We start from the raw sequence: 21,439 nt of genomic DNA on the forward strand, positions 1-21,439 counted from the left end.
CCTAAGGGGCACGAAAATTAGTCGAAAACCGCGAGTCCGCCGCTTCGTAAACACGATCGATTCGGCCAGGGGCCCCTCGCCGATGGGCGCGGGGCCGGGTGTAGGTGCTCGCCAGCCCAGGGACACAACCCCCCAGGCCGGCGAGCGGGGCGCCCGGACGATGGGGAGCCGGCGGCATGGCGAGCCGCACAAGCCATCGCCCGGACAAACTCAGCGCGAGACCACGCCACGCTCGGCGAGCGCGTCGAGGGCTGCATTCTTATCGTCTTGGCTCATGCCATCGGCAAAGGCCAGACTGGCCCGCACGACTTCGGCATCGCGCACGATGGCCACCGCCTTGCGGTCACCGGCGGAAGCGTCCGACCAGTCATACAGAACGCCTCCGGGTGTCTCGCTGCCATCGGTAGCGGCCGGGTCGAGCTGGCGATACTTGCCCGTCTCGTTGACCTTGCCCAGCACCGTGCCGGGAGGCAGGTCTTTCGAGTAGGCGATGGTGATCTGTTCTCGCGAGCGAGAGCCGTTGGCCTCGCTGACCATGAACTCGCCGGCGTGTGTCTGCTCTTTCACGATCATGGTGATCTCCTAGCGGTAATACTGTTCGGGGTTGAAGGCGCTTCCGCCCTGCTCGTAGCCGGCCGGCGGGTGATGGTCGATCTCCTCGCCGCTCATCACCGCGGCGGCATCGACCATCAGCGCACCGATGGCCGGCCCAAAGCGCGGCGTATCGCCGCTGTAGGCGGCCACGATGAATTGATCGGCCAAGGTAGTCGCGGCGTTGATGTCTACGGGAAAAGTCGCGGCAAGCCGGTCTCGCACGTCGCTTGCGTCCATCATCACAGCCTCGGCCTGCTCTTGCGTCACGCCCCGGTCATGTAAAGGCTTGGCCAGCGAAGCTAGATTCTTGTCACCGCATAACGAGACCAGGCTTTCCAGGCTGGCCGCGTCGGCGCCGCTGGCGAACGCAGCTCGCGCTTCGGCTTCGGTATAGACCTTTTCGTCGGTATCGGCTTGTCGGTTACGATTGAACAGCGCCATGGATCGCTCCTTGATATTGGCGAAAGACACGCCGCCACCGCGGCGCAATGAAGAATTGAAGGCGTTCAGCACATCGCGGCTGGGCATGACGGCATCGGCCAGCCCGACCTCGACGGCGCCGGCCGTGTCGTAAACACGAGCGCCGGTATCGCGCACAGTGTTGGCCGAGATGCCCCGGTTACGGGCGACCAGCCCCACGAAGCGCTCGTACAGCGCATCGATCTCGCCCTGAATGTTCTCGCGCACGTCGGGCGCCAGCGGCGCGTAGGGGTTGCCATCGACCTTGTGCTCGCCGGCATAGATTAGCGTCACGTCCAGGCCGGCCCCCTTGAGCATGGCCGACTGGTCGCAATGCGCTGTAAGCACGCCGACCGAGCCGATGCGGGCCGTGCCCGGGGCTACAATGCGCGTGCAGGCGCTGGCGATGGCATAGGCCGCCGAACAGGCCTGCTCGTCGGCCAAGGCCCAGATGGGCTTATCGGCCCGCGCGGCGTAGATCCGATCGCACAGATCGAAACAGCCGGCCACCTCGCCGCCTGGCGAGTCGATATCGAAGATGATGCCCTCGATGGTGGCGTCATCCATCGCGGCGTCGAGCTTGGCTTCCAGACCATCGTAGCCGCTCATGCCGCTGACCGGATCGAGATGGCCGAACCGATGCACAAGCGTGCCGGTCGCCCGAATCACCGCCACGTTGCCCAAGCGCTCGAACAGGGGCCGGCCTTCACGGCGTTGCGTGTTGCCAGCCGTCTCGGCCAGGGCCTCGGCATCCAACACGGCGCCGTCGGGCATCTGTACCGAGTCCACGTCGAGCCGTCGGCCCAGCGCCCCGATCAGAGTGCGCCCGGCGGCCGGTTCGATCAGGTGGCACCGATTGAATATCCGATTGGCGAGCTGCGGGTACATGCTCAGGCCATCTCGATGTGGGTCACGATCGACGGCCGCACGGCCAGCGGTAGCGGGTTCGACTGAACATGCACCTTGGCCCAGCGCTCGAACTCGGGATCGACGGCCATGCGGGCATAGACCGGCGCGCCGATTGTGTTGGTGGCGCCGATCCAGTCCGCCGGTGCGTAGCGCTCGATGAACAGCGACGTGCCCCGCGGGAAGGCCAGGCAATCGTCGGGGTCGAGATAGTTCTTGCCGTTGGTCTTGGCGCGGTATTCGACGAACTCGATCCCGGCGAACTGGAAGCCGGCCCGCGGGTCGTTGCGCAGGGCTTCCCCGTCCTGCCAGCGGGCATAGGCCTCGCGAACGTCGGGGTGATCGATCAGCGCGTCGAAGAACATCGGGCCGCAGATGGCCGTAATGCCGCTGTGGCCTTCCTCGCCCAGCTCGTCCTCAATCGTGCGCGACACGCCAAGGCACGACTGGCGAATCTTGGCCGCCGGATCGCTGAACTGGAAGCTGGCCTTGGTCGGCGACGTGGCGAACTCGTCATGCAGGTCATGGATGATTGAGCCATCGGCATCGCGGATCTGGCCTTTCAAAGCGCCGACGCGCATGTGCTCGGTGGTGGCGTCGATGTGCCGGCGCATCTTGGTCATCCGGGCGTTCACCACCTCCTGCACCGACTGCATCTCGTTGTCGCTTCCGAACCGACGCACGTCCTGCACTTCGTCCGGGTAGATGGTCGACTCCAGACTGGCGTGCGGCACCTTGAACTTGAGCGCGTCGCGATCGTCGCCGCGCATCTGCTGGCTGGGCGCGCCCCGGGGCCGGGTCTGTACCAGGCTCAGGTCGCCCTGTTGACGCTCGATCCACATTTCCGTGGTGCGAATGCCGTTCTGGGCGAATAGATTCATGGCCGCCAGCTTGGTTTCCAGCCGCGGCATCTGGTTCACGGTGTGCGACAACGTATCCATGTGGAAGGCATCGCCGCGAAAGATATCGAGTGAGGGCATACGTGCCTCCGGTTATTCGACAGACAGGACAGTGCGCGGATCAGCATCGGCACGCCGGGTAATGGAATGGCCGCGGGCCTCGGCCTCGCAGATCGCCTGTTCTTCGGCCCGCTCGGCCGCGTACAGATCGGTATCGATGCGCTCGATCTCCGCGGCACGGTCGCCCTGTGCTATACCCTCGGCCATCTCGGCCATGAGCGCCGCCTTGATGGGCTCACGGAAATAGAAGGCAAAGAACGCATTGTCCTTCGTGCCCAGATCGTCGATGGCGCCGCGGTGTTTCAGGCGCTCGACCGTGGCCCGCTCGCGATACTGCGCGGCCTCGCCGGCCAGATATCGATCAATACGGGTTTCGGCCTCGCTGGGCGTGGTCGGCTGGGCCAGTACCTCGGCCCGCGCCGCCTTCAACTCGGTGATCGCCTCGCGATGATCGGCCACCGCGTTCTCGGGGCGCTTAGCCATGGGCGTGCTCCTTGCAGCGGTTGAACAGATCGCGCTTGGCCCGGTGGTCTGCCCGCAGGTCGTCGTAGACGCCCGTCAGATGCTCTACGCGATCAGCCAGCTCGTTCAGACGCTCGCGGTCGGAGGCGCTGAGCTTGAATTTCTTCGCTTCCAGATCCTCGCGGTGCCGATCCAGCGCCATGCGCTCCTCGCGGGCCTTGCGCAGGTTCTCGCCGCACTGGCGCAGCTGGGCATGTGCGGCGTCGGCGAGGTTTTCCAGACGTATCAGTTTCGGATTCATGAGCCGCTCGGTTCTTGACTGCCTTCCATGATTCCGTCCTTTTTGCACGAGGAAAACAGGGGGTTTCGTCGTGCAATTTCGGCCAGGCGCCCGGCCTCCGGCATGTGTTGCCCCGTCTTGAACGCATGAAACAGATGTGCCTGTATCGGCGTTAGTCGATCCGGCGGTCGGTGGTAGGCCCGCACCCGTGGCCAGGTGCGAGAGTCGAAGGCGGCGATCTGGCGGCGAAGCTCTTTGCAGCGGGCACGATCGCTTTTGCCATCAATCAGGTTCAGCGCCGCGATCAGCTCGGCGTCGCGGGTTTCCAACGCGTATTGGCTGGCTGGGCGATTGATCCCCTGCCCCCGCAGCCCGAGCGCTGCATCGAGCGAACGCGTCTCGCCGGTGGCGAAGCGCACGCAGCCGTCGTGCAGCCAAGCGGCCACGTCGCCGGGCACCTCCGGGCCGACCTCCAGGGCCTCGATCAGGTCGCGGAACTGGTTGACCGGGGAGGCCATCAGCTCGGCCCCCCGTATCCCACGGCTTGCTCGCGAAAGGTCTGGCACTGGCCGTCAAACATCAACGCCTCACGTTGCCAGCCACGGCGCCCGGTACGGTTTTTGAGAAAGCCGACCTGCACGGGCACCGGCTGGGCGTCCATGTCGTCGGGGTCAACGTGCAGGAACATGCCGATATCGATGTCTTGCTCGATATTCCCCGAGTCGCGCAGGTCGGCCAGCGTCGGCTTGCGGCGCTCTTTTTCCAGCGCCCGGTTGAGCTGGGCCACGGCGATGATCGCGATATCCAGACGCTTGGCGAGCTTCTTCAACCGGCGTGACACGAGGCTCACACGGTCATACGGGCTCTTGTCGCCCTCCACTTCGACCAGGCCGATGTGATCGACGATCGCGAACCGGATGCCGTGCCGGCGCTTCCACGACGTGATGCGAGCCTCGATGCCGGCCAGGCCGTAGGTATCCACGTCCAGGTGAAGCGGCCAGGTGCCCGGCTGATCGCTGCGCCATGCCGATACCATGCGATCGAGCGCGTCACTACGGCCACGCATCAGGCGGGTGAAGTTGGCCCCGGCGTGATAGGCGTTCATGCGGGCGGCCAGCTCGGTCTCACCCATTTCGAGCGAACAGATTCCGCCGGGCACGCCGTCTCGGGCGGCGTTCACCGCAATCTGCAAACTGAGCGCGGTCTTGCCGATCGATGGCCGGGCCGCCAGCACGATCAGCCGCGTGGGGCAGAGCCCGCCCAGGGCGCCGTCGATCATGGGGATGCGGGTTCGCACGCCCACCAAGCCGTCATCGCCGGTCTGGCTGGCTTGCTCGATCTCGCCCATCAGCCGGGTCATGACCGTGTGCATGTCCAGGCTCTCGCCAATGGCCTGCTCGCCGGCCGCCTCGATCCGCCCGGCCAGATCGGCGATCAGCTCGCCGGGCTCGGAGCTCGTCGCGCCTGCGATCGCCTGCTGGCAGGCGGCCACCACGGCGCGGCGGCGCGACCAGTCGGAGACAATCCGCGCGTAGCTGGCCGCGTTGGCCGCCGTGAAGGCATCAAGCGCGATCTGGCCCGCCAGCACCGTGTGACCATCGTCGCGCACGGCATCGCCGAGCGTGACGGCATCGATGGGCGTGCCGGCGGCGTGCAGCTGCACAACGCGCTGCCAGATGGCCCGATGGGCACTAACGTAGAAATCGCCCGGCGTGATGACCGATGCGATATCCACCACTGCGCTGTCATCGAACACCGCCGCGGCGATCACCGCCCGCTCGGCCGACTCGTCGAACATTCGGGTGGGCTCAGTCATAGCTGGCGATGAAATGGTCGGAGGGCGATACACGCCGCTGGCTGGGCTTGGCGGCCCCGGCAGTTCGGTCGCCAAACCTCGGGGTGAACACGCCTTGCCAGCCCTGAATAATTGATTCGCTCAAGGCATCCGCAGCGCTATGCCCATCAGCCTCAAGCTTGGCGAGCTTGGAAACCATCATCGAGACGGCCTTATCCGTCATCGGTTTCTTGAGCGCTTTCCGGTGATCGACAAAGTCCGACCACAATTCGGTGGTTACCGATTTGGGCAGTTCATCAGGTCTCGCGCGAGTCTTTACTTCTTTGGGTACTTCTTTGGTTACTTCGACTGACCCTCGGTCAGTGCCCCGCGGCGTGAGAGTCAGTGCCCCACTGTTGTGAGAGTCAGTGCCCCGATCATGAGTCACTGACTCTCGGTCAGTGCCTCGGCTATCGGGTACTAACTGAGAGTCAGCGCCCGAGGGGATAATTGGGATGTATAAGTGACTTCGCCATTCGCGCCCACCGGCTTGGCGCGATGTCTTCACAATCCACCCCGCATCGGCGCCAAGCGCCAAGTGCTCACACACGGCTCGCTCGCTGAGACCGGAATCGCGTGCAATCGATCGCGTAGACGGGTAGCACTGCGTGCCGTCGGGCTGCATGTACTTGGAAAGCACATCGAGCACGTAACGCGTCATCGGTTTTTCGGGGCCGTTCTCGGACAACAGCGCCTTGCGCCAGCGCACGACAAATGGCAACTTTTCTTTAGAATCCATGCACGTTCCTGTGACAGATCGTGCACACGCCTGCTATTGTTATATTTCTGTGATGCGGCGTGTGCCGTAGGTAAGTAGGCCCGTCTCGATCGTCCCTCGAGATGGGCCTTTCTACGTCTGGTCGAGAATGGCCCGGATCTGCGACAACGCCTTTCGGCCGTTGGTCAGATCCGCCAGGCGCTCGTCAGTCATGCCGTCGTGCGCAATCCGCTCGACTGCCGCCCCGATCCGGGCGGCGTCGCGGCCGATAAAGCGCTCGATGAAGCCGCGATCGTCCATCGCCCCATGGGTGGCACGCCGGGCGATCTCGCCCGTGTCGCCGTGGACGTAGACGATCACGCGCTTACAGCCCTCGAAGGCCTCAAGGTGGTGGTGATCAGTCATAGCTGGTCACCTCCACGCAGTGCAGCGATCGCTCGGGTTCGGCATGACGCATGGCGATACACGCCTGGCGCGCCTCGTCGGCATCATCGAACCGGCCGGAGGCGTGTTCGGTGATGCGCTGGCCGCCGGGCGTGGTGCGGGCTTCAGCGACGTAGAACGCGCGATCGATGACATTACCGGCCATGACGCACCGCCTTGAGCTCGGACTGAATATCCTCGGTCAGCTTGGCGGCCTGACCCGCCAGCAGACGGGTGGCGTTGATCAAGCTGCTCTCGTGGCGCGAAGTCCACCACTCGGGTTCGCCAATGTTGCAAACGCGCTCGAAATCGATATCGCGCTGAATCTCCGCGATGCCTTCGATCGCAGCGTGGATCTCGTTCAAGCGTTCGAGTGAACTGCGGGTGTGATCGCTCATGCCGGCACCTCGCCCAAAAGGCGCTCAACGGAGTCGGCTGGCCAGAGCAGGCGGCCATTGGGAAGCTTCTTAGGCTTGATCCCGAAGTAGGAGCCTGTCTGACACAGGCGGACGCGGATCGATCCGGCTTTCGCCCCGATCGAATCGGCGAAAGCCGCTGTCGACATGCCAGTGCTTGCGCTGTTCTTCACACTCATGACAACTCTCCCGCATCGGCCAAGCGGCGAGCTTTCGACATGTGACGGTTGTAGCGCCTCAGCCGGACAGCGAGGCTGGAATCAGAACGCAGGGCGGCATAGGCCATGCGTCGATGGGCGTGTGCGCGGCGGTTCGCGCGGAATGGGGTTTGCATTGCGGCTCCTAGATTATTGGAGCCACCGCCTTTCGCTGCTAATCGAAGGGAGATGGCTGTACGCGGGTTAGCAGACCGGGAATCTAGGAAACCGGCAGGCTCGAAAGCCTCCCACGCACAGCCACCATTGAGAGCGAGCACAAAAAAAGCGCCGCTTAGGTGGTTGGCGCTTGTGCGCCTAGATTCATTCAGGCTGCTAAACCCGGCCCTCGATTTTGCGAGGACATTTGGAATATGCCACCACTTAGAGATCGTTGCAAGCGTTCTCATGCCGTGGTGCTCCGCTTCTTTTTTAGCAGGCGCTCGACCGAGTCACTGGGCCAAAGTAGACGGCCGCTTGGGAGCTTGCGGGGCTTGATGCCGTGGTAGCTACCGGTTTTGCAAAGTCGAACCCGAATGGCGCTAGCCTTGCCATCGATAGCGCGGGCCAAGCTTTCGGTCGAAAGGCCATTCGCCGGCTGGTTTTCTTGATCCATGAGATTTTCTCCAGACATAAAAAAACCCGCTCGAGGGCGGGTTCGTGGCGCATATTTGATATGCACAAAAAAGCCCGCTCAATTGACGGGCTCTGTTAGATATTCCGGAAATAAAAAAACTACCAAGGCAGCATCCGTTGGATACTATTTTGGTAGCTTTCCTTTTTCCATACCGCACCGATTTAAATCGAGCAAGTATGAATTAATGGGAATTGGTTAGAGCGGGTTGTATTCGTCGGACCGCGCTAAATAATCCGGACACAAAAAAGCCGCCTGTAGCGCAACCTTTGGACGCAATACTGACAGCTTCTACGATAAATGCTGCACTATTCCGGACATGCATGCAAGCATGAATTAGCATTCGTTACTGAGCGGCCTCCAAACGTTTTGCGTTAAGACTTTTCGGCTGTCCTAGCCCTGCCTGATCAAGAACCCAAGCCTCGATCCGCACATGCCACATGCGCAGCAAGTCAAGCGGCCGTTGGCGGTAATGCTTCTCGGCCAGTGCGCTCGGCTTGTGACCCTGGATCTGGGCAACGACGCCTACAGGGCACTCCACCCACTCCGAGAGCGTGCCAAAACTCCGGCGCAGCCCGTGCAGCGTGACGTGCGGCAGGCCCGCGGCCTGTAGCGTGCGGGTGTGACGGTGGTTGGCGTCGGTCAGGCGCCCGGATTCGGCCGTGGGACTTGAGAATACCCACTCGTTGCGTCGTGGCAGCCAGCCGAATAACTGGGATAGGTAGGGCGTGAGCGGTATATCTCGATCGCCCTCGACCTTGTCACGCAGCGTCACGCTGTTCCAGCGCAGATCAAGATCGGGCCATTTCAGACGCGCCATCTCGCTGGGCCGAGCGCCAGTGAGCAACAACGCCTGTAGATAGGCCGCCATCACCGGGTTGTCGATGGTGCGCACGGCCGCGAACCACGGGGCGAGCTGCTCGCGCTGCAACACGTCCGACTTGGCGCGCGGCTTGGGCACTGCCCGGCGCACCGTGCTACTGAACACGCGGGGCACGTCCACGAGGCCACGAAAGGCCGGCTGTTCGTCACACCAGACAAGACACGCCCGCAGTAGCCGATACGCTCGCGCTGCCACGGTCGGCCTATGCGCTTTCTCCTGCTCAATCCAGGCCGTGATACGGCTAGCATCGAGATCGACCAAGCGCGCGGCGCTCAGCTCATACAGCGGGCCGGCCGTGGTGGTCTTATGAGAGCGCCGCCGAGGCTGGCCGGGCGCCTGCATCATCTTGTCGTGATCGAGGCGGTGTGACTCGCTCCAGTTGGCCTGGCGCGCTGCGATGTAGACGGGCCACACGTCGGCCAGGGTCACGGTCGCCCGGGCTGCCTCCTGACGCTGTGATTCACGCTGTTCGAGGTGTGCTTGTTGTTCTTCCTTCGGATGCACGCCTGAATCGACCAACACGCGCAGTCGGCGCGCCTCAGCCTGGGCGTCATCAAGGGACCAGCTTTCCACCCGCCCGATCGTCACGCGCACGGTCTCGCGTTGCATGCGGGTCTGGAACAGGTAGTGGCGACTGCCGTTCGACCGGGCGCGTATGCCAAGGCCCGGCGTGCGGGCATCCCAAAGGTAGGCGCCGGATTTGCCATCAGGGCAGCGGAAAGTATCCACGCGGCGGTGGGTGAAGTTCACCCGGCTGGTAGCATCTGCACTGGCCATGCGTCACCTCTCTACAGGTGGTCTGTGGTCCGGCCGCGACGTGGTGCAATACGTCGCGGCCACCTTTACGACAATCCCTCGGTCGCCCTGGGCAGCACTTGGGCAGCACCTGGGCAGCAAATTGCCGTAAATGCAGACTAACGCAGATATATCTACAATGCTCTAAAAATCGCCGTATCCTTTACGCTGCAACGGCTTGAGAAGCGCATGTAAGTTTAGACTAATTCGTATGGTTGCGGACTCATAATCCCTTGGTCGTCGGTTCGAGTCCGACCGGGCCCACCAATTCTTAAATCGCTGCGTGGTGCTGTCGTACCCGCCGGCGCTTTGGCTATGAGTCTTTTGCGCTACCGAGGTAGTTCCAGCCGCCGCCCAGCGCTCTGAACGTGGCCACCGCCGCCTGTGCTGCGCTTACGCGGGCCTGCACTTCGGCATCGCGGGCAGACAAAAGCCGGGCATCGACTTGCAGTACATCGATTTGGCTGGCCACACCGCGTTCATAGGCTTTCTGGCGTGCGGCTCTTGCACGGTCCAGCGACGCCACGCCGCTGGCGAGCGTGGCGCTTTGTTCTTGGCGATTCGTGAGTGCTGAGACCGCGTTTTCGACGTCTTGGGTCGCCTGAAGCGCTGTCTGGCGATAGGCGGCCAGCATTTCGGCGTTTCGTCCTCGCGCGGCCTTGATTTGGGCGTTGATTCGTCCGAAATCGAACAGCCGCCAGCGCAGCCCGACCGCGCCCGCGGCTTGGGTGGCGCCATCGGAAAAGAGATTGCTGCCCCCGATCGTCGTTGCGGTACCAATGAGCCCGGTTAACGAGATACTCGGGTAGTACTGGGCTATCGCGGCGCCGATTCGTGCGTTGGCCGCCATCAGCCGGCGCTCGGCAATCATCAGATCAGGGCGTCGCGTGAGCAGATCACGCGGGCTGCCCATCGCGTTGAGGGCCGGGGCACGCGGGATATCGTGGGTCGATGCAAAGTCGTTGCGATAGGTACCAGGCGGTACGCCGAGCAGCACGTCCAGGCCGTTGGTCGCTTGATCTCGCGCGGCCCGCAATACAGGCAGCGCGGCTCGGGTCTGGGCCACGCGCGCGGCTTGTTGATCGGTCTGCGCCTCGGGTATCAGGCCATGATCAGAGAGTTTGCGCGTCAGCCGGAGAAGCTCGCGCTGGGTATTAAGTTTCTGCTGTGCGATATCCAGGCGTTGCTGCACGCCACGCAGCACCATATAGGTATCAGCCACTTCGGCTGCCACACCCAGGCGCGTGGCGGCCACGCCTGCCATCGAGGCTTCGTAGTCGGCAAGTGCGGCCTGACGCGCGCGGCGTAATCCGCCGAACAGGTCTAAATCCCAACTCGCGGTCAGATTTGCTTCGTAGTTGTCGTTATAGCGTTCGTAGGTGGGAATGGTGTTCAGTACTCGCCCAAGCTGGGTTTCTACCGACTGATACGCGCGGGCGGCCTGGCCACTGACGTTGGCCGATGGCAACAAATCAGCCGTGGCACCGCCAACGACTGCCCGTGCCTGGGTTACGCGTGCGCGCGCCTGGGCAAGGTTGAGGTTTTGCGCCAAGGCCAAACGCATATAACGGCTCAACGCTGGATCATCGAATTGGTTCCACCAGCGTATTAACGCCGCGTCGTCGACCGGCGCGGATGTGCCCGGACCCGTCGAGCCGGCTATCTGCGGGCTATAGCTTTCATCCAGCGCAAGCTCTGGTCTTTCGTAGTCCGGCCCGACGGCACAACCCGCCAATGCAGTCAGGCTGCCTAGCGTTAAAACGATGCGAAACAGCGACATAGCCAGCCTCAGGAAAACGACGAACAAACGCGTTTAGTGACTATAAACTAATTTGGTCACATACTGTCAAAGCAGTCGACACACGATATGCTTTGCGTATGAGCGATACTATTTCCGAGCCCACTGACCTCCGCGGCCCCGAAGAGCATGATATTCGCGGCCAAATCGTTGTTGCGGCTGCCGAACATTTCAGACGCTACGGTTATTACAAGACAACGGTATCGGATCTGGCGCGCGCTATCGGCTTTTCAAAAGCCTATGTATACAAGTTCTTCGCCTCGAAACAGGCGATCGGCGAAGTGATCTGCGGGCAATGCCTGGATCGTTTGATGGTCGAGGTCAAAGAGGCCGTACACGAGGCCGAGCGGCCACAGGAAAAGATACGCCGGCTCTTTTCCACGGCCGCCAAGGCGGGCCTGAACCTGTGGTTTCATGATTTCAAGCTTTATGAGATCGCCGCATCGGCCGCGACCGAGAACTGGGCGCCGGTCGGCCGATATGAGCGACAGATCGAAGCGTTGATCGAAGAGATCGTGATCGCCGGGCGCCAAAGCGGTGCATTCGAGCGCAAGACGCCGCTTGATGAGACCACGCGAGCAATCAATCACGCGCTCAGGCCTTATATGCACCCGCTCTTGCTCGAGCATAACCTCGACCGCGCCGATAGCGCGCCGCTTGAGCTGGCCAGCCTGGTGCTACGCAGTCTGGCACCCTGACGAGCACGATACAGCCGCGAGCCATATCGCGACTTTGTGACTATTGACTTATTTAGTCACCCGAAAGAAACTGCAATTCGATCCTGTTTGGCACCGAGGACGCCATGATCGAATCGCGCTGGCTATGGATATCGACTCGTCTGCCCCTGCTATGCCTGATCACGGGTATATCGAGCGTTGGCCTTGGCGGCTGTGGCCATGCTGATGCAACAGCCGACGACCCCCGGACCGCCCCGCCGTTGGTCCGCACGGCGATCGTCGAGTCGGCGCCGCCAGCAAGCGTCGCTTACACGGGGACCGTGGTGGCACGTGTCGAAAGTGATCTTGCGTTTCGGGTATCAGGCAAGGTCATCGCCCGGCTGGTCGAGCGTGGCGAGACTGTCGAACACGGCCAGCCCCTGATGCGACTGGATCCAGACGATCTGGCGCTGGCTCAGAACGCACGCCGTGAGTCTGTCGCCGCCGCGCGGGCTCGCGCACAGCAGGCCCAGGAAGATCTGGCGCGGTATCGTGACCTGCGCGGCAGCGGCGCCATATCCGAATCCACGTATGACCGGATTCAAGCTGCCGCCGAGTCGGCCCAGGCCGACCTGAACGCAGCACAGGCCAACGCCAAGGTCGCGGGTAATGCCGAGGGGTATGCCGAGCTGATCGCGGATCGCGATGGCGTGATCATGAACACGATGGCCGAGCCGGGTGAGGTGGTCACCCCCGGCCAGGTCGTGATCCGAATCGCCCAGGCGGGCCCGAGAGAGGCCAAGATCAGCCTGCCCGAAACCGAGCGCCCGGCGTTGGGCAGCACGGCCCAGGCGATGATCTATGGCCAGGGGGATCGCGCGATCGCCACCCACCTGCGCCTGCTCTCGGACGCCGCGGACCCCGCCACGCGCACGTATGAAGCACGCTACGTGCTTGACACGCAAAGCCTCGACGCGCCGCTGGGCGCCACGGTCACGGTCAACGTGGCGCACGCGCCGGACGAGACGCAGAAACATGCGCTTCAGGTGCCGCTACTGGCTATCCACGATCCGGGAGACGGTCCGGGGTTATGGACCGTTGCCCCCGGCAAGCCCGCAACGGTGCATTGGAAGCCGGTGGCACTGCTGCGCGTAACCGATCAGAACGCGATTATCAGCGCGGACCTGGCGCTGGGTCAGAAGATCGTGGCGCTCGGCGCCGACCGGCTCCATCCCGAGGCTCAAGTACGCGTGTCCACGACGGGTGAAACCGATGCGGAGATCCTCGGACGTGAATAAAACGGGCTTCAATCTGTCGGCGCTCGCGGTTCGAGAACGATCCGTGACGCTGTTTCTGATCATCTTGATCGGTATCGCCGGCATCGTGGCTTTCTACGGCCTGGGCCGCGAGGAGGATCCTGCGTTCACGGTCAAGGTCATGACGGTCGTGACCGCGTGGCCGGGGGCCACCGCCAAGGAAATGCAGGATCAGGTCGCCGACAAGCTCGAAAAGCGGCTACAGGAGCTGCGCTACTACGACCATACCGACACCTTCACCCGGCCGGGTCTTGCTTTCACCAAACTCCAGCTACTGGACAGTACACCGCCCGACGAGGTCTCGGAGCAGTTCTACCAGGCCCGCAAGAAGCTACGTGACGAAACCGACAACTTGCCGAAAGGCGTTATCGGGCCCGAGGTCAACGACGAATACTCGGATGTGACCTTCGCGCTCTATGCACTCAACGCTAAGGACGAGCCCCAGCGCCTGCTGGTGCGTGACGCCGAGCGGCTGCGCCAACAGTTACTGCACGTGCCGGGCGTAAAGAAAGTGAACCTGATCGGCGAGCAGGACGAGCGCATCTATATCAATTTTTCGCATGAGCGCCTGGCCAAACTCGGCCTCACGCCGCAGCGGGTGTTTGCCGCCCTCAATAATGAAAACGAGATGACGCCCTCGGGCTCGATAGAGACCAGCGGGCCGCGTGTATATGTGCGCCTGGATAACGATCTCGACGATCTGGACACGATTCGCGATACCCCGGTCGTCGTTGCCGGCCAAAGCCTGCGGGTAGGCGATATCGCCACCGTCACCCGCGGCTACGAAGACCCGGCCAGTTTCATCGTGCACAACGCCGGCCAGCAGAGCCTACTGCTGGGCGTGGTCATGCGCCCGGGCTGGAACGGGCTGGACCTGGGGGCGGCCCTGGCCGATGAGGTCGCCGCGATCAACCAGGATCTGCCGCTGGGTATCCACCTGCGAGAAGTCACTGATCAATCGGTCAACATCAAGGCCGCGGTCGATCAGTTCATGGTCAAGTTTGTTGTCGCTCTGCTCGTGGTCATGCTCGTCAGTTTTCTCAGCATGGGCTGGCGAGCGGGCCTGGTGGTGGCCGCGGCGGTACCGCTGACGCTGGCCATGGTGTTCGTGATCATGGCGGCCACGGGCAAGAACTTTGACCGAATCACGCTGGGCTCACTGATTCTGGCACTGGGCCTGCTGGTCGACGACGCCATCATCGCGATCGAGATGATGGTGGTCAAAATGGAAGAAGGCATCGAGCGCGTGGCCGCTGCGGCTTATGCCTGGCGCTATACCGCCGCGCCCATGCTGGCCGGCACGCTGGTGACCACCATCGGCTTTCTGCCCAACGGGTTTGCCCGCTCCGCGGCCGGTGAATATACCCACAATATGTTCTGGATTGTGGGTATCGCGCTGCTTTGCTCTTGGGTCGTGGCGGTGGTGTTCACGCCGTATCTGGGCGTCAAGCTGCTGCCCAAGATCCAGGGCCACGCCACCAGTCCCGGCGCGGTCTACGACACGCCGCGCTATCGACGTTTTCGCTCGGCGCTGATACGGATCATTGCCCACAAATGGCTGACTGCGGCCATCGTTGTCGTGCTGTTTGTGGCATCCGTGTTGGGTATGTCGGTGGTCAAGAAACAGTTCTTCCCGATTTCGGATCGGCCTGAAGTGCTGGTTGAAATACAGATGCCCTACGGCACGGCCATCGGCCAGACCGAAGCCGCCACAAAACAGGTCGAGGCCTGGCTTAGAGAACAAGATGAGTCGGAAGTCGTCACCGCTTATATCGGTCAGGGCGCACCGCGCTTTTATTTCTCCATGGGCCAGGAGTTGCCCGATCCGTCGTTTGCCAAAATCGTGATTCGTACCGCCAGCCAGGCCGAGCGTGATGCCCTGCAGCACCGTTTGCGCACGGCCGTGGCCAACGGCCTGGCGCCTGCCGCCCAGGTCCGGGTCACGCAACTGGTCTTTGGCCCGTATTCGCCCTACCCCGTGATGTATCGCGTATCCGGCCCGGATACCGAGCGCCTGCGCGATATCGCTGATCAGGTGGCCACTGTCATGCGGGCCAGTCCCCTGACTCGAACGGTCAATCAAGACTGGGGGGCCAAGGTGCCCGCGCTGCATTTCGCGCTCGATGCCAACCGGCTGCAGGCGATGGGGCTCAATGCGCAATCAGCCGCCCAGCAGCTTCAGTTCCTGCTGAGCGGGGCACAGATCACCCAGGTACGCGAAGATATTCGTACCGTGGAGATGATGGCCCGGGCCGCTGGTGATGTCCGGCTTGACCCGGCCCGTATCAAGGATCTGTCGCTTGTCGGCGACCAGGGCCAGCGTGTGCCGCTGGCCCAGATCGGCGAGCTCTCGGTCGAGCAGGAAGCACCGATCATGCGCCGCCGGGATCGCACGCCAACCATCACCGTGCGTAGCGATGTTGCCCCCGGTCTACAGCCGCCGGATGTCTCCAGCACGATCACTGCCGAGCTTAAGCATCTGCGAGAAACGCTGCCCTCGGGCTATGACATCGCCGAGGCCGGCTCGATCGAGGAATCCGGCAAATCCCAGAAAGCACTGCTGCCGCTGTTTCCGCTGATGGTGGCCGCGACCTTGTTGATCATTATCATTCAGGTGCGCTCGATATCGGCCATGTTCATGGTGTTTTTGACCAGCCCGCTGGGCCTGATCGGGGTGGTGCCCACGCTGATCGTCTTCCAGCAGCCGTTCGGTATCAACGCCCTCGTGGGTCTGATCGCGCTGTCGGGGATCATCATGCGTAACACGCTGATTCTCATCGGCCAGATCGATGTGAATCGACAAAACGGGCTCGACGAGTTTCATGCCGTCATCGAAGCCACGGTACAGCGCTCGCGCCCGGTGCTTCTGACCGCGGCGGCGGCCATGCTGGCGTTCGTGCCGCTTACCCATTCGGTGTTCTGGGGCACGCTGGCCTACACCCTGATCGGCGGCACGTTTGCCGGCACCATTCTCACGCTGGTCTTTCTGCCGGCCATGTATGCCATCTGGTACGGCCTTCGCCCCGGCGACGCCGATCCCAAGGCACAAGGATAACGCCATGACTTCATCAAAACACCCACGCACCCTGATTACCGGCGCGTCCAGCGGTCTGGGGGCCTTTTTTGCCCAAGCCTATGCCAAAAAACATGATGACGCCGCCCGAACCGGTGGTAAACGCGGGCATTGCAGGTCTGGAGCGTGGGCGGGCCAGCGTGGTGGCCGGCTGGATGAATAAATTCACCGCACAAACCAATCGGATATCGCCGCGGGCCATGCAGCGAAAGATCATGCAACACGTCATGAGTGGCTGAACGCCCGTGTTTACGGGGCAACTGCTCAGATGCCACAGGCGGCAAGTCACAACCTGGCACCTGCGCCTCAAGCGCTGCCAATACGGAGGGGGTCATGAATAGCAAAAGACATGCCGGATTCGATATCCGCTCGTTCACGTACAGCAACGATCGACAACGTGTTTCGCCACGCGCCAGGCGCCGCCTTGTGATGAATGAAACACTTGCGCCCGTGTGCGGGGCACGCGGCCCGGGCAGTCTCCTGGGCCGTGCCTATACAAGCGCCCTGTCATTGGTCTTCGGGCTTGGTCTGTTGGTGATCACGGCCACCGTCTCGGCCGCCCCGGCCAAAGAGCGCACGTTCTGTATCTTTGACCCCGTCGGGGCCAACGGCGTGTTCTATCAGATCGCGCAGAACTATGTGATTCAGGCCAACGCCTGGGGCTATAAACTCAAGCCCCGGGCCTATACCGACGAACAGGTCGCTGCCCGCGATTTCAAGGCCGGGCGTTGTGATCTGGCCGCGTTGACCGGCATCAAGACCATCAACTTCGTCAAATTCGCCGGCTCTCTGGATATGGTGGGCGGGCTTCAGACCTATGACCAGGAGCGGACGGCAATCCGCGTCATGTCGAGCCCGAAAGCCGCACCGTACATGCAGGAAAACGGCTATGAAGTCGTCGGCGTCATGCCGTTTGGCAAGGTGTTCATTTTCGCGCGCCGGAAACAATATCTGGACAGCTTGGCCGATAGCGCCGGGAAGAAAATCGCGGTACTGACCGGCGACAAACAACAAACGACGATCGTGGATGCGGCCGGGGCGTCGGCAGTCAACGCATCGATTGCCACGTTCGGGCCGATGTTCACCAACGGCTCGGTCGATATGGCGTTCGCACCGGCCATCGCTTACGACGGGCTCGAACTCTCCAAAGGGCTTGGCCAGCAAGGCGGCATTGCCGATCTGGTGCTATCGATGCTGTCGGTACAGATCATCGTGCATCAGGGACGTTTCCCCGACGACTTCGGCGCCCGGTCACGTCGCTGGGTCATCGATCATCTGTTTGATAAGGCGCTGGTTCGGATGCGCGCCGCCGAAGATGATGTTTTGCCGCGTCACTGGGTCGATATCAGCCCCCAGAACAAGGCCCGATATGTCGAGCTGCTACGCCGCGCGCGGGGTGATCTCTGGGCCAGCGGCTGGTACGACCATCGCATGCAACATCTGCTCAAGAAGATTCGCTGCGACAGCGACTCGGCAAGAGCCGAATGTAGCCAGGCCACCGAAGGCGGAGCGGCAAACTAGAAGATGGTTGGCCGCCCCTGGCCGACAGCGCGCCGTGCGCTTGTCGGCTGTAGGCGGCCGACAACACCCAATTCAGGCGCGCTGATATTGCCATAGCGTGGCCGGCGGCCAGTTATGTCGAACACGCGCAACGCGCTGGGCGTAATAGCCCCACCCGGCCAATGCGCGCTGGCGCACCGGTGAGCCGGGCAGATACGTGATTTGGGTCATGACCGCCGTGGGTGCGGCATGAGCGAAACAGCCATCGAGAACCGCTTTCTGGTCGGCTTTTGCAAAGTTGAGTATCGGCAGGGTCGAGACGATGGCGCTGACGTGCTCGTAACCACCCCGCGCCAAGGCGTCACCCAGCGTGGGCGCCAGGTCACGAGCATCCAGGCAGCGCATGCCTTCAGGACCAAAGCGCCGGCACAGCCGGGCATGAAGAATATGATCGGCTTCGATGACGATCAGCCGCTCGCGAGCCAGTCCGTTTTCCAGCAGTGCCGCGGTAATGGGGCCGGTACCGGCGCCGAGTTCCACGACGAGGCCGTCGGGCGCGCCGGCCAGCTGGCGCACGAACGCCCGACCGACATCGCCGCTGCTGGGCGCCCAGGTCGCTATCTGGCGTGGCTTGGTCAGCCATAGCCGGCACAGGGTGGCGATATCGGCCAGCGGTTGTGGGGTTTGGGTTGGCATGGCCCCAGTCAACACGCCGTACATGACCGGGCAGTGACAGCGCCCCGATCCGAGGCACGCGCCACGATCGTGCGGCGCTCGTTGTCATGGGCCCGTCATCGCCAGGTCATCGGCGCATCATCTGAGACGCGGAGACTGCGTGGCAAGTCACCTTCACAAGTGATCCACGAAAGGCGCTTGCTTATGTCTGCCGTACTCTCGATGCCTGTCGCGCCCCGCCCGAGTGGCGGCTTTTATCACGAATTCGCCCAGACCGATGCCGACGTCGCCGAAAGCCTGGCGCTGCGCCATCGCGTGTTCGTTGAGGAGAAAGGCGCACGAGCCGCCGGCGCCCCCGGGCGCGAAACCGATGCGCTGGATGCGTATTGCCTGCATATCGGCGTACGTGATTCGACCACCCATCGCCTGGTGGCCAGTACGCGGGCATTGACCCACGAGGCCGCGATTGTGGCCGGCGGGTTTTATTCAGCGACCGAGTTTGATATCGCGGCGGTACTGGAACGGCCCGGGCGGTTTCTGGAGATCGGACGCACCTGCGTGGACCCGGCCTATCGCAGCGGCGCGGCCATCACCGCCCTGTGGGCCGGCCTGGCCGATCTGATCCGCGGGGACGATTATGATCACCTGATCGGCTGCGCGAGTATCGACTTGGCCGGCGGCCTGGGCCAGGCGCATGCGATCTGTAACCGTATCCTGGCCCGCCAGCCCGCCCCGGCGGATTGCCGGGTCGCGCCCTATCGTGCGTTGCCCGAGCCAGGCACCAGCGAGATGGCACAAAGCATCAGCCTGCCGCCGCTGATCAAGGCCTATTTGCGTATCGGCGCCCGAGTCGGCGGCGCGCCCTGCCACGACCCGGATTTCAACGTGGCCGATGTGTTCATGCATCTAGATCTGGCGGCACTGACCCCGCGCTATGCGCGTCATTTTCTAGGCGTGGCCCCACCAGGCGGGCACGCTGGCCAAACGCGATTACAAGCGGCAAGACGATAGCCCCGTACAACGCCATCTTCGGTAAGCTGCACGCTTTTCGACGAAGGGCCGTTTCGTGGGCGATCTGATCAATGTGGTGCTGCTCGGCATCATCGAGGGCATTACCGAGTTTCTACCGATTTCCAGCACCGGACACTTGTTGATCGCCGAACGCTGGCTGGGGCTGCGCTCGGACCTGTTCAATATCGTGATCCAGGCCGGCGCGATTCTGGCGGTCTGTTTGATCTATCGCACACGGCTCTACGAATTGGCGACCGGTTGGCGCGATTCAGAAACACGCGCCTATCTGGGTAAATTGACGCTGGCTTTTCTCATCACGGCCGTACTTGGCCTGATCGCGGTCAAGGCCGGGTTTTCCCTGCCCACGGAAATCGGGCCGGTGGCCTGGGCGCTGATCATCGGCGGGATCTGGATGATCGTGGCCGAACAGGTTGCCGCGCGCCGGCCGCATTCGGCGCATGTGACCTGGACGGTCGCGATTCTGGTAGGTATCGCCCAGATGGTGGCGGGTTTGTTTCCCGGCACGTCACGCTCGGCGACCACGATTTTCGTTGCCCTGCTGGCCGGCACGAACGACCGTAGTGCGGCCACCGAGTTCGCGTTTCTGGTGGGTATCCCGACCATGTTCGCCGCCAGTGGCTATGAGCTAGTCTCCGAGGTACAGGCCGGGCACGCCGCGCATATCGACTGGCCCGGTGTGATCGTTGGCTTTGTGGTGTCGACCCTCGTCGCCTTTGTCGCCGTCAAATGGCTGCTGCGTTATATCCAGAGCCATCGATTCACCGCGTTTGCCGTGTATCGCATCATCTTCGGGGCGGCTTTGTTGCTCTGGATCGGCGGCTAGAAGCACCGTGCCGGCGTGACTATTCGATCCAGACGAGCACGAGCGTAAGCACGCCGAGCGAGGCTGTGCCCAGGCTCAACAGTGTGATCGTGGCCGGGGCGGCAAGTGGTTCGGGCAACGGGCGCCGATCGAGCACCCGGCGCCGGCGTGTGCTCATCAGCCAGGTCATCAGCCACAGCATGGCCGCCAGGCCGATCGCACTCGCTTCAACCCAGACCGGGCCCTGCAGGTGATGTTGCAAGGCGAACAAGGCGCCGTTGACGGCACAGGACAACGCCGTACGGGACCAAGCCAGATCCGTACGTTCGGCCTGCAGGCCTGCCTCGCTCGGTGACTGGTTGGCGGCGCTCATCTAGTTCACGCCGTAGCGCAGCACCAGACCCACGACCAGTCCACCGATCGCCATGACGCCGATCGATAACGCCCAGGGCATGACCGTGCCGGGCAAGGCCTGGCTGCGCCGCATGGCGAGCTGGGTGCTGCGCCAGCGCAGCGCGCTGCCGGCAACGACCGCGATGCTGATGATCGCCAGCGACGAGGCGATGATCTGGCGCGCCAGCGGCACGCCCAGATCGGGCACCAACTGCGTGATGGCAACGGCCCCGGCCAGCAAGGCCAACGCCGTTCGTATCCAGGCCAGAAACGTACGTTCGTTGGCCAGAGTGAAACGATAATCCGGCTCACATTCTTCGGTCGCGGGTCTGTCCGTGGGCTTGGCCATGCTCGAAACGAATATCGTTATAGCGAATAGCGTGAAGTATGCGGCCTTGGCCGCTGCATACCCAAGCGTTGCCACCCGCGGCCAAGCGCTATCCTCGCGTGCAGCGCTTTTTCCATGCTCGCGGCTATGGATAATTGCTATCGAAGCGATACACCAGCGCTGTGCCAGCACGCATCCTGGCGGCTGATCAGACCGCGTCCAACGACCGCCATAACGCCCTGCGATGACTAGGGGCTGTTGCCGTTTCGTACGAGTCCGCGCCAAGCGCTGTTTTGCGGCAAGACGAGG

At 62.8% G+C, this 21,439-nt stretch carries 24 protein-coding genes; 6 read left to right on the forward strand and 18 right to left on the reverse strand.

Annotation, left to right across the window (positions count from 1 at the left end):
- Nucleotides 1–210: 210 nt before the first annotated feature.
- From SAJA_RS01995 to SAJA_RS02065, 14 genes are all read right to left on the reverse strand, one after another.
- Entirely contained in the window at nucleotides 211–573 is a 363-nt protein-coding gene (locus tag SAJA_RS01995) for a head decoration protein (protein ID WP_123656988.1), read from the reverse strand.
- Between the two features lie 9 nt (nucleotides 574–582).
- Nucleotides 583–1,941 (reverse strand): S49 family peptidase, encoded by a 1,359-nt coding sequence (locus SAJA_RS02000; protein WP_123656989.1) that lies wholly within the window; start codon nucleotides 1,939–1,941, stop codon nucleotides 583–585.
- Nucleotides 1,942–1,943: 2 nt separating this feature from the next.
- Nucleotides 1,944–2,939: a major capsid protein gene (locus tag SAJA_RS02005; protein ID WP_123656990.1), complete on the reverse strand. Its 996-nt coding sequence runs from the start codon at nucleotides 2,937–2,939 to the stop codon at nucleotides 1,944–1,946.
- Nucleotides 2,940–2,951: 12 nt separating this feature from the next.
- Nucleotides 2,952–3,401: a hypothetical protein gene (locus SAJA_RS02010; protein WP_123656991.1), complete on the reverse strand. Its 450-nt coding sequence runs from the start codon at nucleotides 3,399–3,401 to the stop codon at nucleotides 2,952–2,954.
- Nucleotides 3,394–3,681, reverse strand: a complete 288-nt coding sequence (locus SAJA_RS02015) for a hypothetical protein (protein WP_123656992.1) — start codon at nucleotides 3,679–3,681, stop codon at nucleotides 3,394–3,396. Before SAJA_RS02015 ends, SAJA_RS02010 begins: the two co-directional genes overlap by 8 nt.
- Nucleotides 3,678–4,178 carry a hypothetical protein gene (locus SAJA_RS02020; RefSeq protein WP_123656993.1) on the reverse strand — a complete coding sequence of 167 codons (501 nt, stop codon included), beginning with the start codon at nucleotides 4,176–4,178 and terminating at the stop codon, nucleotides 3,678–3,680. Before SAJA_RS02020 ends, SAJA_RS02015 begins: the two co-directional genes overlap by 4 nt.
- Nucleotides 4,178–5,476 carry a replicative DNA helicase gene (locus SAJA_RS02025; RefSeq protein WP_123656994.1) on the reverse strand — a complete coding sequence of 433 codons (1,299 nt, stop codon included), beginning with the start codon at nucleotides 5,474–5,476 and terminating at the stop codon, nucleotides 4,178–4,180. Before SAJA_RS02025 ends, SAJA_RS02020 begins: the two co-directional genes overlap by 1 nt.
- Nucleotides 5,469–6,233: a helix-turn-helix domain-containing protein gene (locus SAJA_RS02030; RefSeq protein ID WP_123656995.1), complete on the reverse strand. Its 765-nt coding sequence runs from the start codon at nucleotides 6,231–6,233 to the stop codon at nucleotides 5,469–5,471. Before SAJA_RS02030 ends, SAJA_RS02025 begins: the two co-directional genes overlap by 8 nt.
- A gap of 111 nt (nucleotides 6,234–6,344) precedes the next feature.
- Complete coding sequence (locus tag SAJA_RS02035; RefSeq protein ID WP_123656996.1) at nucleotides 6,345–6,617, reverse strand: hypothetical protein; 273 nt, start codon at nucleotides 6,615–6,617, stop codon at nucleotides 6,345–6,347.
- Nucleotides 6,610–6,801, reverse strand: coding sequence for a hypothetical protein (locus SAJA_RS02040; protein WP_123656997.1), 192 nt, complete (start codon nucleotides 6,799–6,801; stop codon nucleotides 6,610–6,612). The genes SAJA_RS02035 and SAJA_RS02040 overlap by 8 nt, the downstream gene beginning before the upstream one ends.
- Nucleotides 6,791–7,033: a hypothetical protein gene (locus SAJA_RS02045; RefSeq protein ID WP_123656998.1), complete on the reverse strand. Its 243-nt coding sequence runs from the start codon at nucleotides 7,031–7,033 to the stop codon at nucleotides 6,791–6,793. The genes SAJA_RS02040 and SAJA_RS02045 overlap by 11 nt, the downstream gene beginning before the upstream one ends.
- Nucleotides 7,030–7,200, reverse strand: a complete 171-nt coding sequence (locus SAJA_RS02050) for a monooxygenase (RefSeq protein ID WP_425471631.1) — start codon at nucleotides 7,198–7,200, stop codon at nucleotides 7,030–7,032. Before SAJA_RS02050 ends, SAJA_RS02045 begins: the two co-directional genes overlap by 4 nt.
- Before the next feature lie 1,025 nt (nucleotides 7,201–8,225).
- Nucleotides 8,226–9,539, reverse strand: coding sequence for a tyrosine-type recombinase/integrase (locus SAJA_RS02060; RefSeq protein ID WP_123657001.1), 1,314 nt, complete (start codon nucleotides 9,537–9,539; stop codon nucleotides 8,226–8,228).
- A 331-nt stretch (nucleotides 9,540–9,870) separates the two neighbouring features.
- Entirely contained in the window at nucleotides 9,871–11,337 is a 1,467-nt protein-coding gene (locus SAJA_RS02065; protein WP_123657002.1) for an efflux transporter outer membrane subunit, read from the reverse strand.
- Nucleotides 11,338–11,435: 98 nt separating this feature from the next.
- Here SAJA_RS02065 and SAJA_RS02070 point away from each other — a divergent pair, with 98 nt between their 5' ends.
- The 3 genes from SAJA_RS02070 to SAJA_RS02080 all read left to right on the forward strand — a co-directional run bounded on the left by SAJA_RS02070 (nucleotide 11,436) and on the right by SAJA_RS02080 (nucleotide 16,382).
- On the forward strand, nucleotides 11,436–12,053 hold the full coding sequence (locus SAJA_RS02070) for a TetR/AcrR family transcriptional regulator (RefSeq protein WP_123657003.1): 618 nt from the start codon (nucleotides 11,436–11,438) through the stop codon (nucleotides 12,051–12,053).
- Nucleotides 12,054–12,157: 104 nt separating this feature from the next.
- Complete coding sequence (locus SAJA_RS02075; RefSeq protein WP_123657004.1) at nucleotides 12,158–13,309, forward strand: efflux RND transporter periplasmic adaptor subunit; 1,152 nt, start codon at nucleotides 12,158–12,160, stop codon at nucleotides 13,307–13,309.
- Nucleotides 13,302–16,382 carry an efflux RND transporter permease subunit gene (locus SAJA_RS02080; RefSeq protein WP_123657005.1) on the forward strand — a complete coding sequence of 1,027 codons (3,081 nt, stop codon included), beginning with the start codon at nucleotides 13,302–13,304 and terminating at the stop codon, nucleotides 16,380–16,382. Before SAJA_RS02075 ends, SAJA_RS02080 begins: the two co-directional genes overlap by 8 nt.
- Before the next feature lie 13 nt (nucleotides 16,383–16,395).
- On the opposite strand, the gene SAJA_RS15050 is transcribed toward SAJA_RS02080, so the two are convergent.
- Complete coding sequence (locus tag SAJA_RS15050) at nucleotides 16,396–16,617, reverse strand: hypothetical protein (protein WP_148070947.1); 222 nt, start codon at nucleotides 16,615–16,617, stop codon at nucleotides 16,396–16,398.
- Between the two features lie 116 nt (nucleotides 16,618–16,733).
- On the opposite strand from SAJA_RS15050, the gene SAJA_RS02085 reads away from it, so the two are divergent.
- A complete protein-coding gene (locus SAJA_RS02085) occupies nucleotides 16,734–17,921 on the forward strand; it encodes a putative solute-binding protein (RefSeq protein WP_148070948.1) in 1,188 nt (395 codons plus the stop codon).
- A gap of 72 nt (nucleotides 17,922–17,993) precedes the next feature.
- Here SAJA_RS02085 and SAJA_RS02090 read toward each other — a convergent pair whose 3' ends face one another.
- Nucleotides 17,994–18,596, reverse strand: coding sequence for a class I SAM-dependent methyltransferase (locus tag SAJA_RS02090; RefSeq protein ID WP_123657007.1), 603 nt, complete (start codon nucleotides 18,594–18,596; stop codon nucleotides 17,994–17,996).
- 183 nt (nucleotides 18,597–18,779) lie between these two features.
- On the opposite strand from SAJA_RS02090, the gene SAJA_RS02095 reads away from it, so the two are divergent.
- The gene (locus SAJA_RS02095) at nucleotides 18,780–19,586 is read left to right on the forward strand and encodes a GNAT family N-acetyltransferase (RefSeq protein WP_123657008.1); all 807 of its coding nucleotides are present in this window, start codon (nucleotides 18,780–18,782) and stop codon (nucleotides 19,584–19,586) included.
- Nucleotides 19,587–19,641: 55 nt separating this feature from the next.
- A complete protein-coding gene (locus SAJA_RS02100; RefSeq protein ID WP_123657009.1) occupies nucleotides 19,642–20,430 on the forward strand; it encodes an undecaprenyl-diphosphate phosphatase in 789 nt (262 codons plus the stop codon).
- 19 nt (nucleotides 20,431–20,449) lie between these two features.
- Here the strand turns inward: SAJA_RS02100 and SAJA_RS02105 are convergent, their stop codons facing one another.
- Nucleotides 20,450–20,782 carry a DUF202 domain-containing protein gene (locus SAJA_RS02105; RefSeq protein WP_123657010.1) on the reverse strand — a complete coding sequence of 111 codons (333 nt, stop codon included), beginning with the start codon at nucleotides 20,780–20,782 and terminating at the stop codon, nucleotides 20,450–20,452.
- On the reverse strand, nucleotides 20,783–21,151 hold the full coding sequence (locus SAJA_RS02110; RefSeq protein WP_123657011.1) for a YidH family protein: 369 nt from the start codon (nucleotides 21,149–21,151) through the stop codon (nucleotides 20,783–20,785).
- Nucleotides 21,152–21,439 lie beyond the last annotated feature (288 nt).

Source organism: Salinisphaera japonica YTM-1 (genome assembly GCF_003788585.1).
Classification (GTDB): Bacteria; Pseudomonadota; Gammaproteobacteria; order Nevskiales; family Salinisphaeraceae; genus Salinisphaera; species Salinisphaera japonica.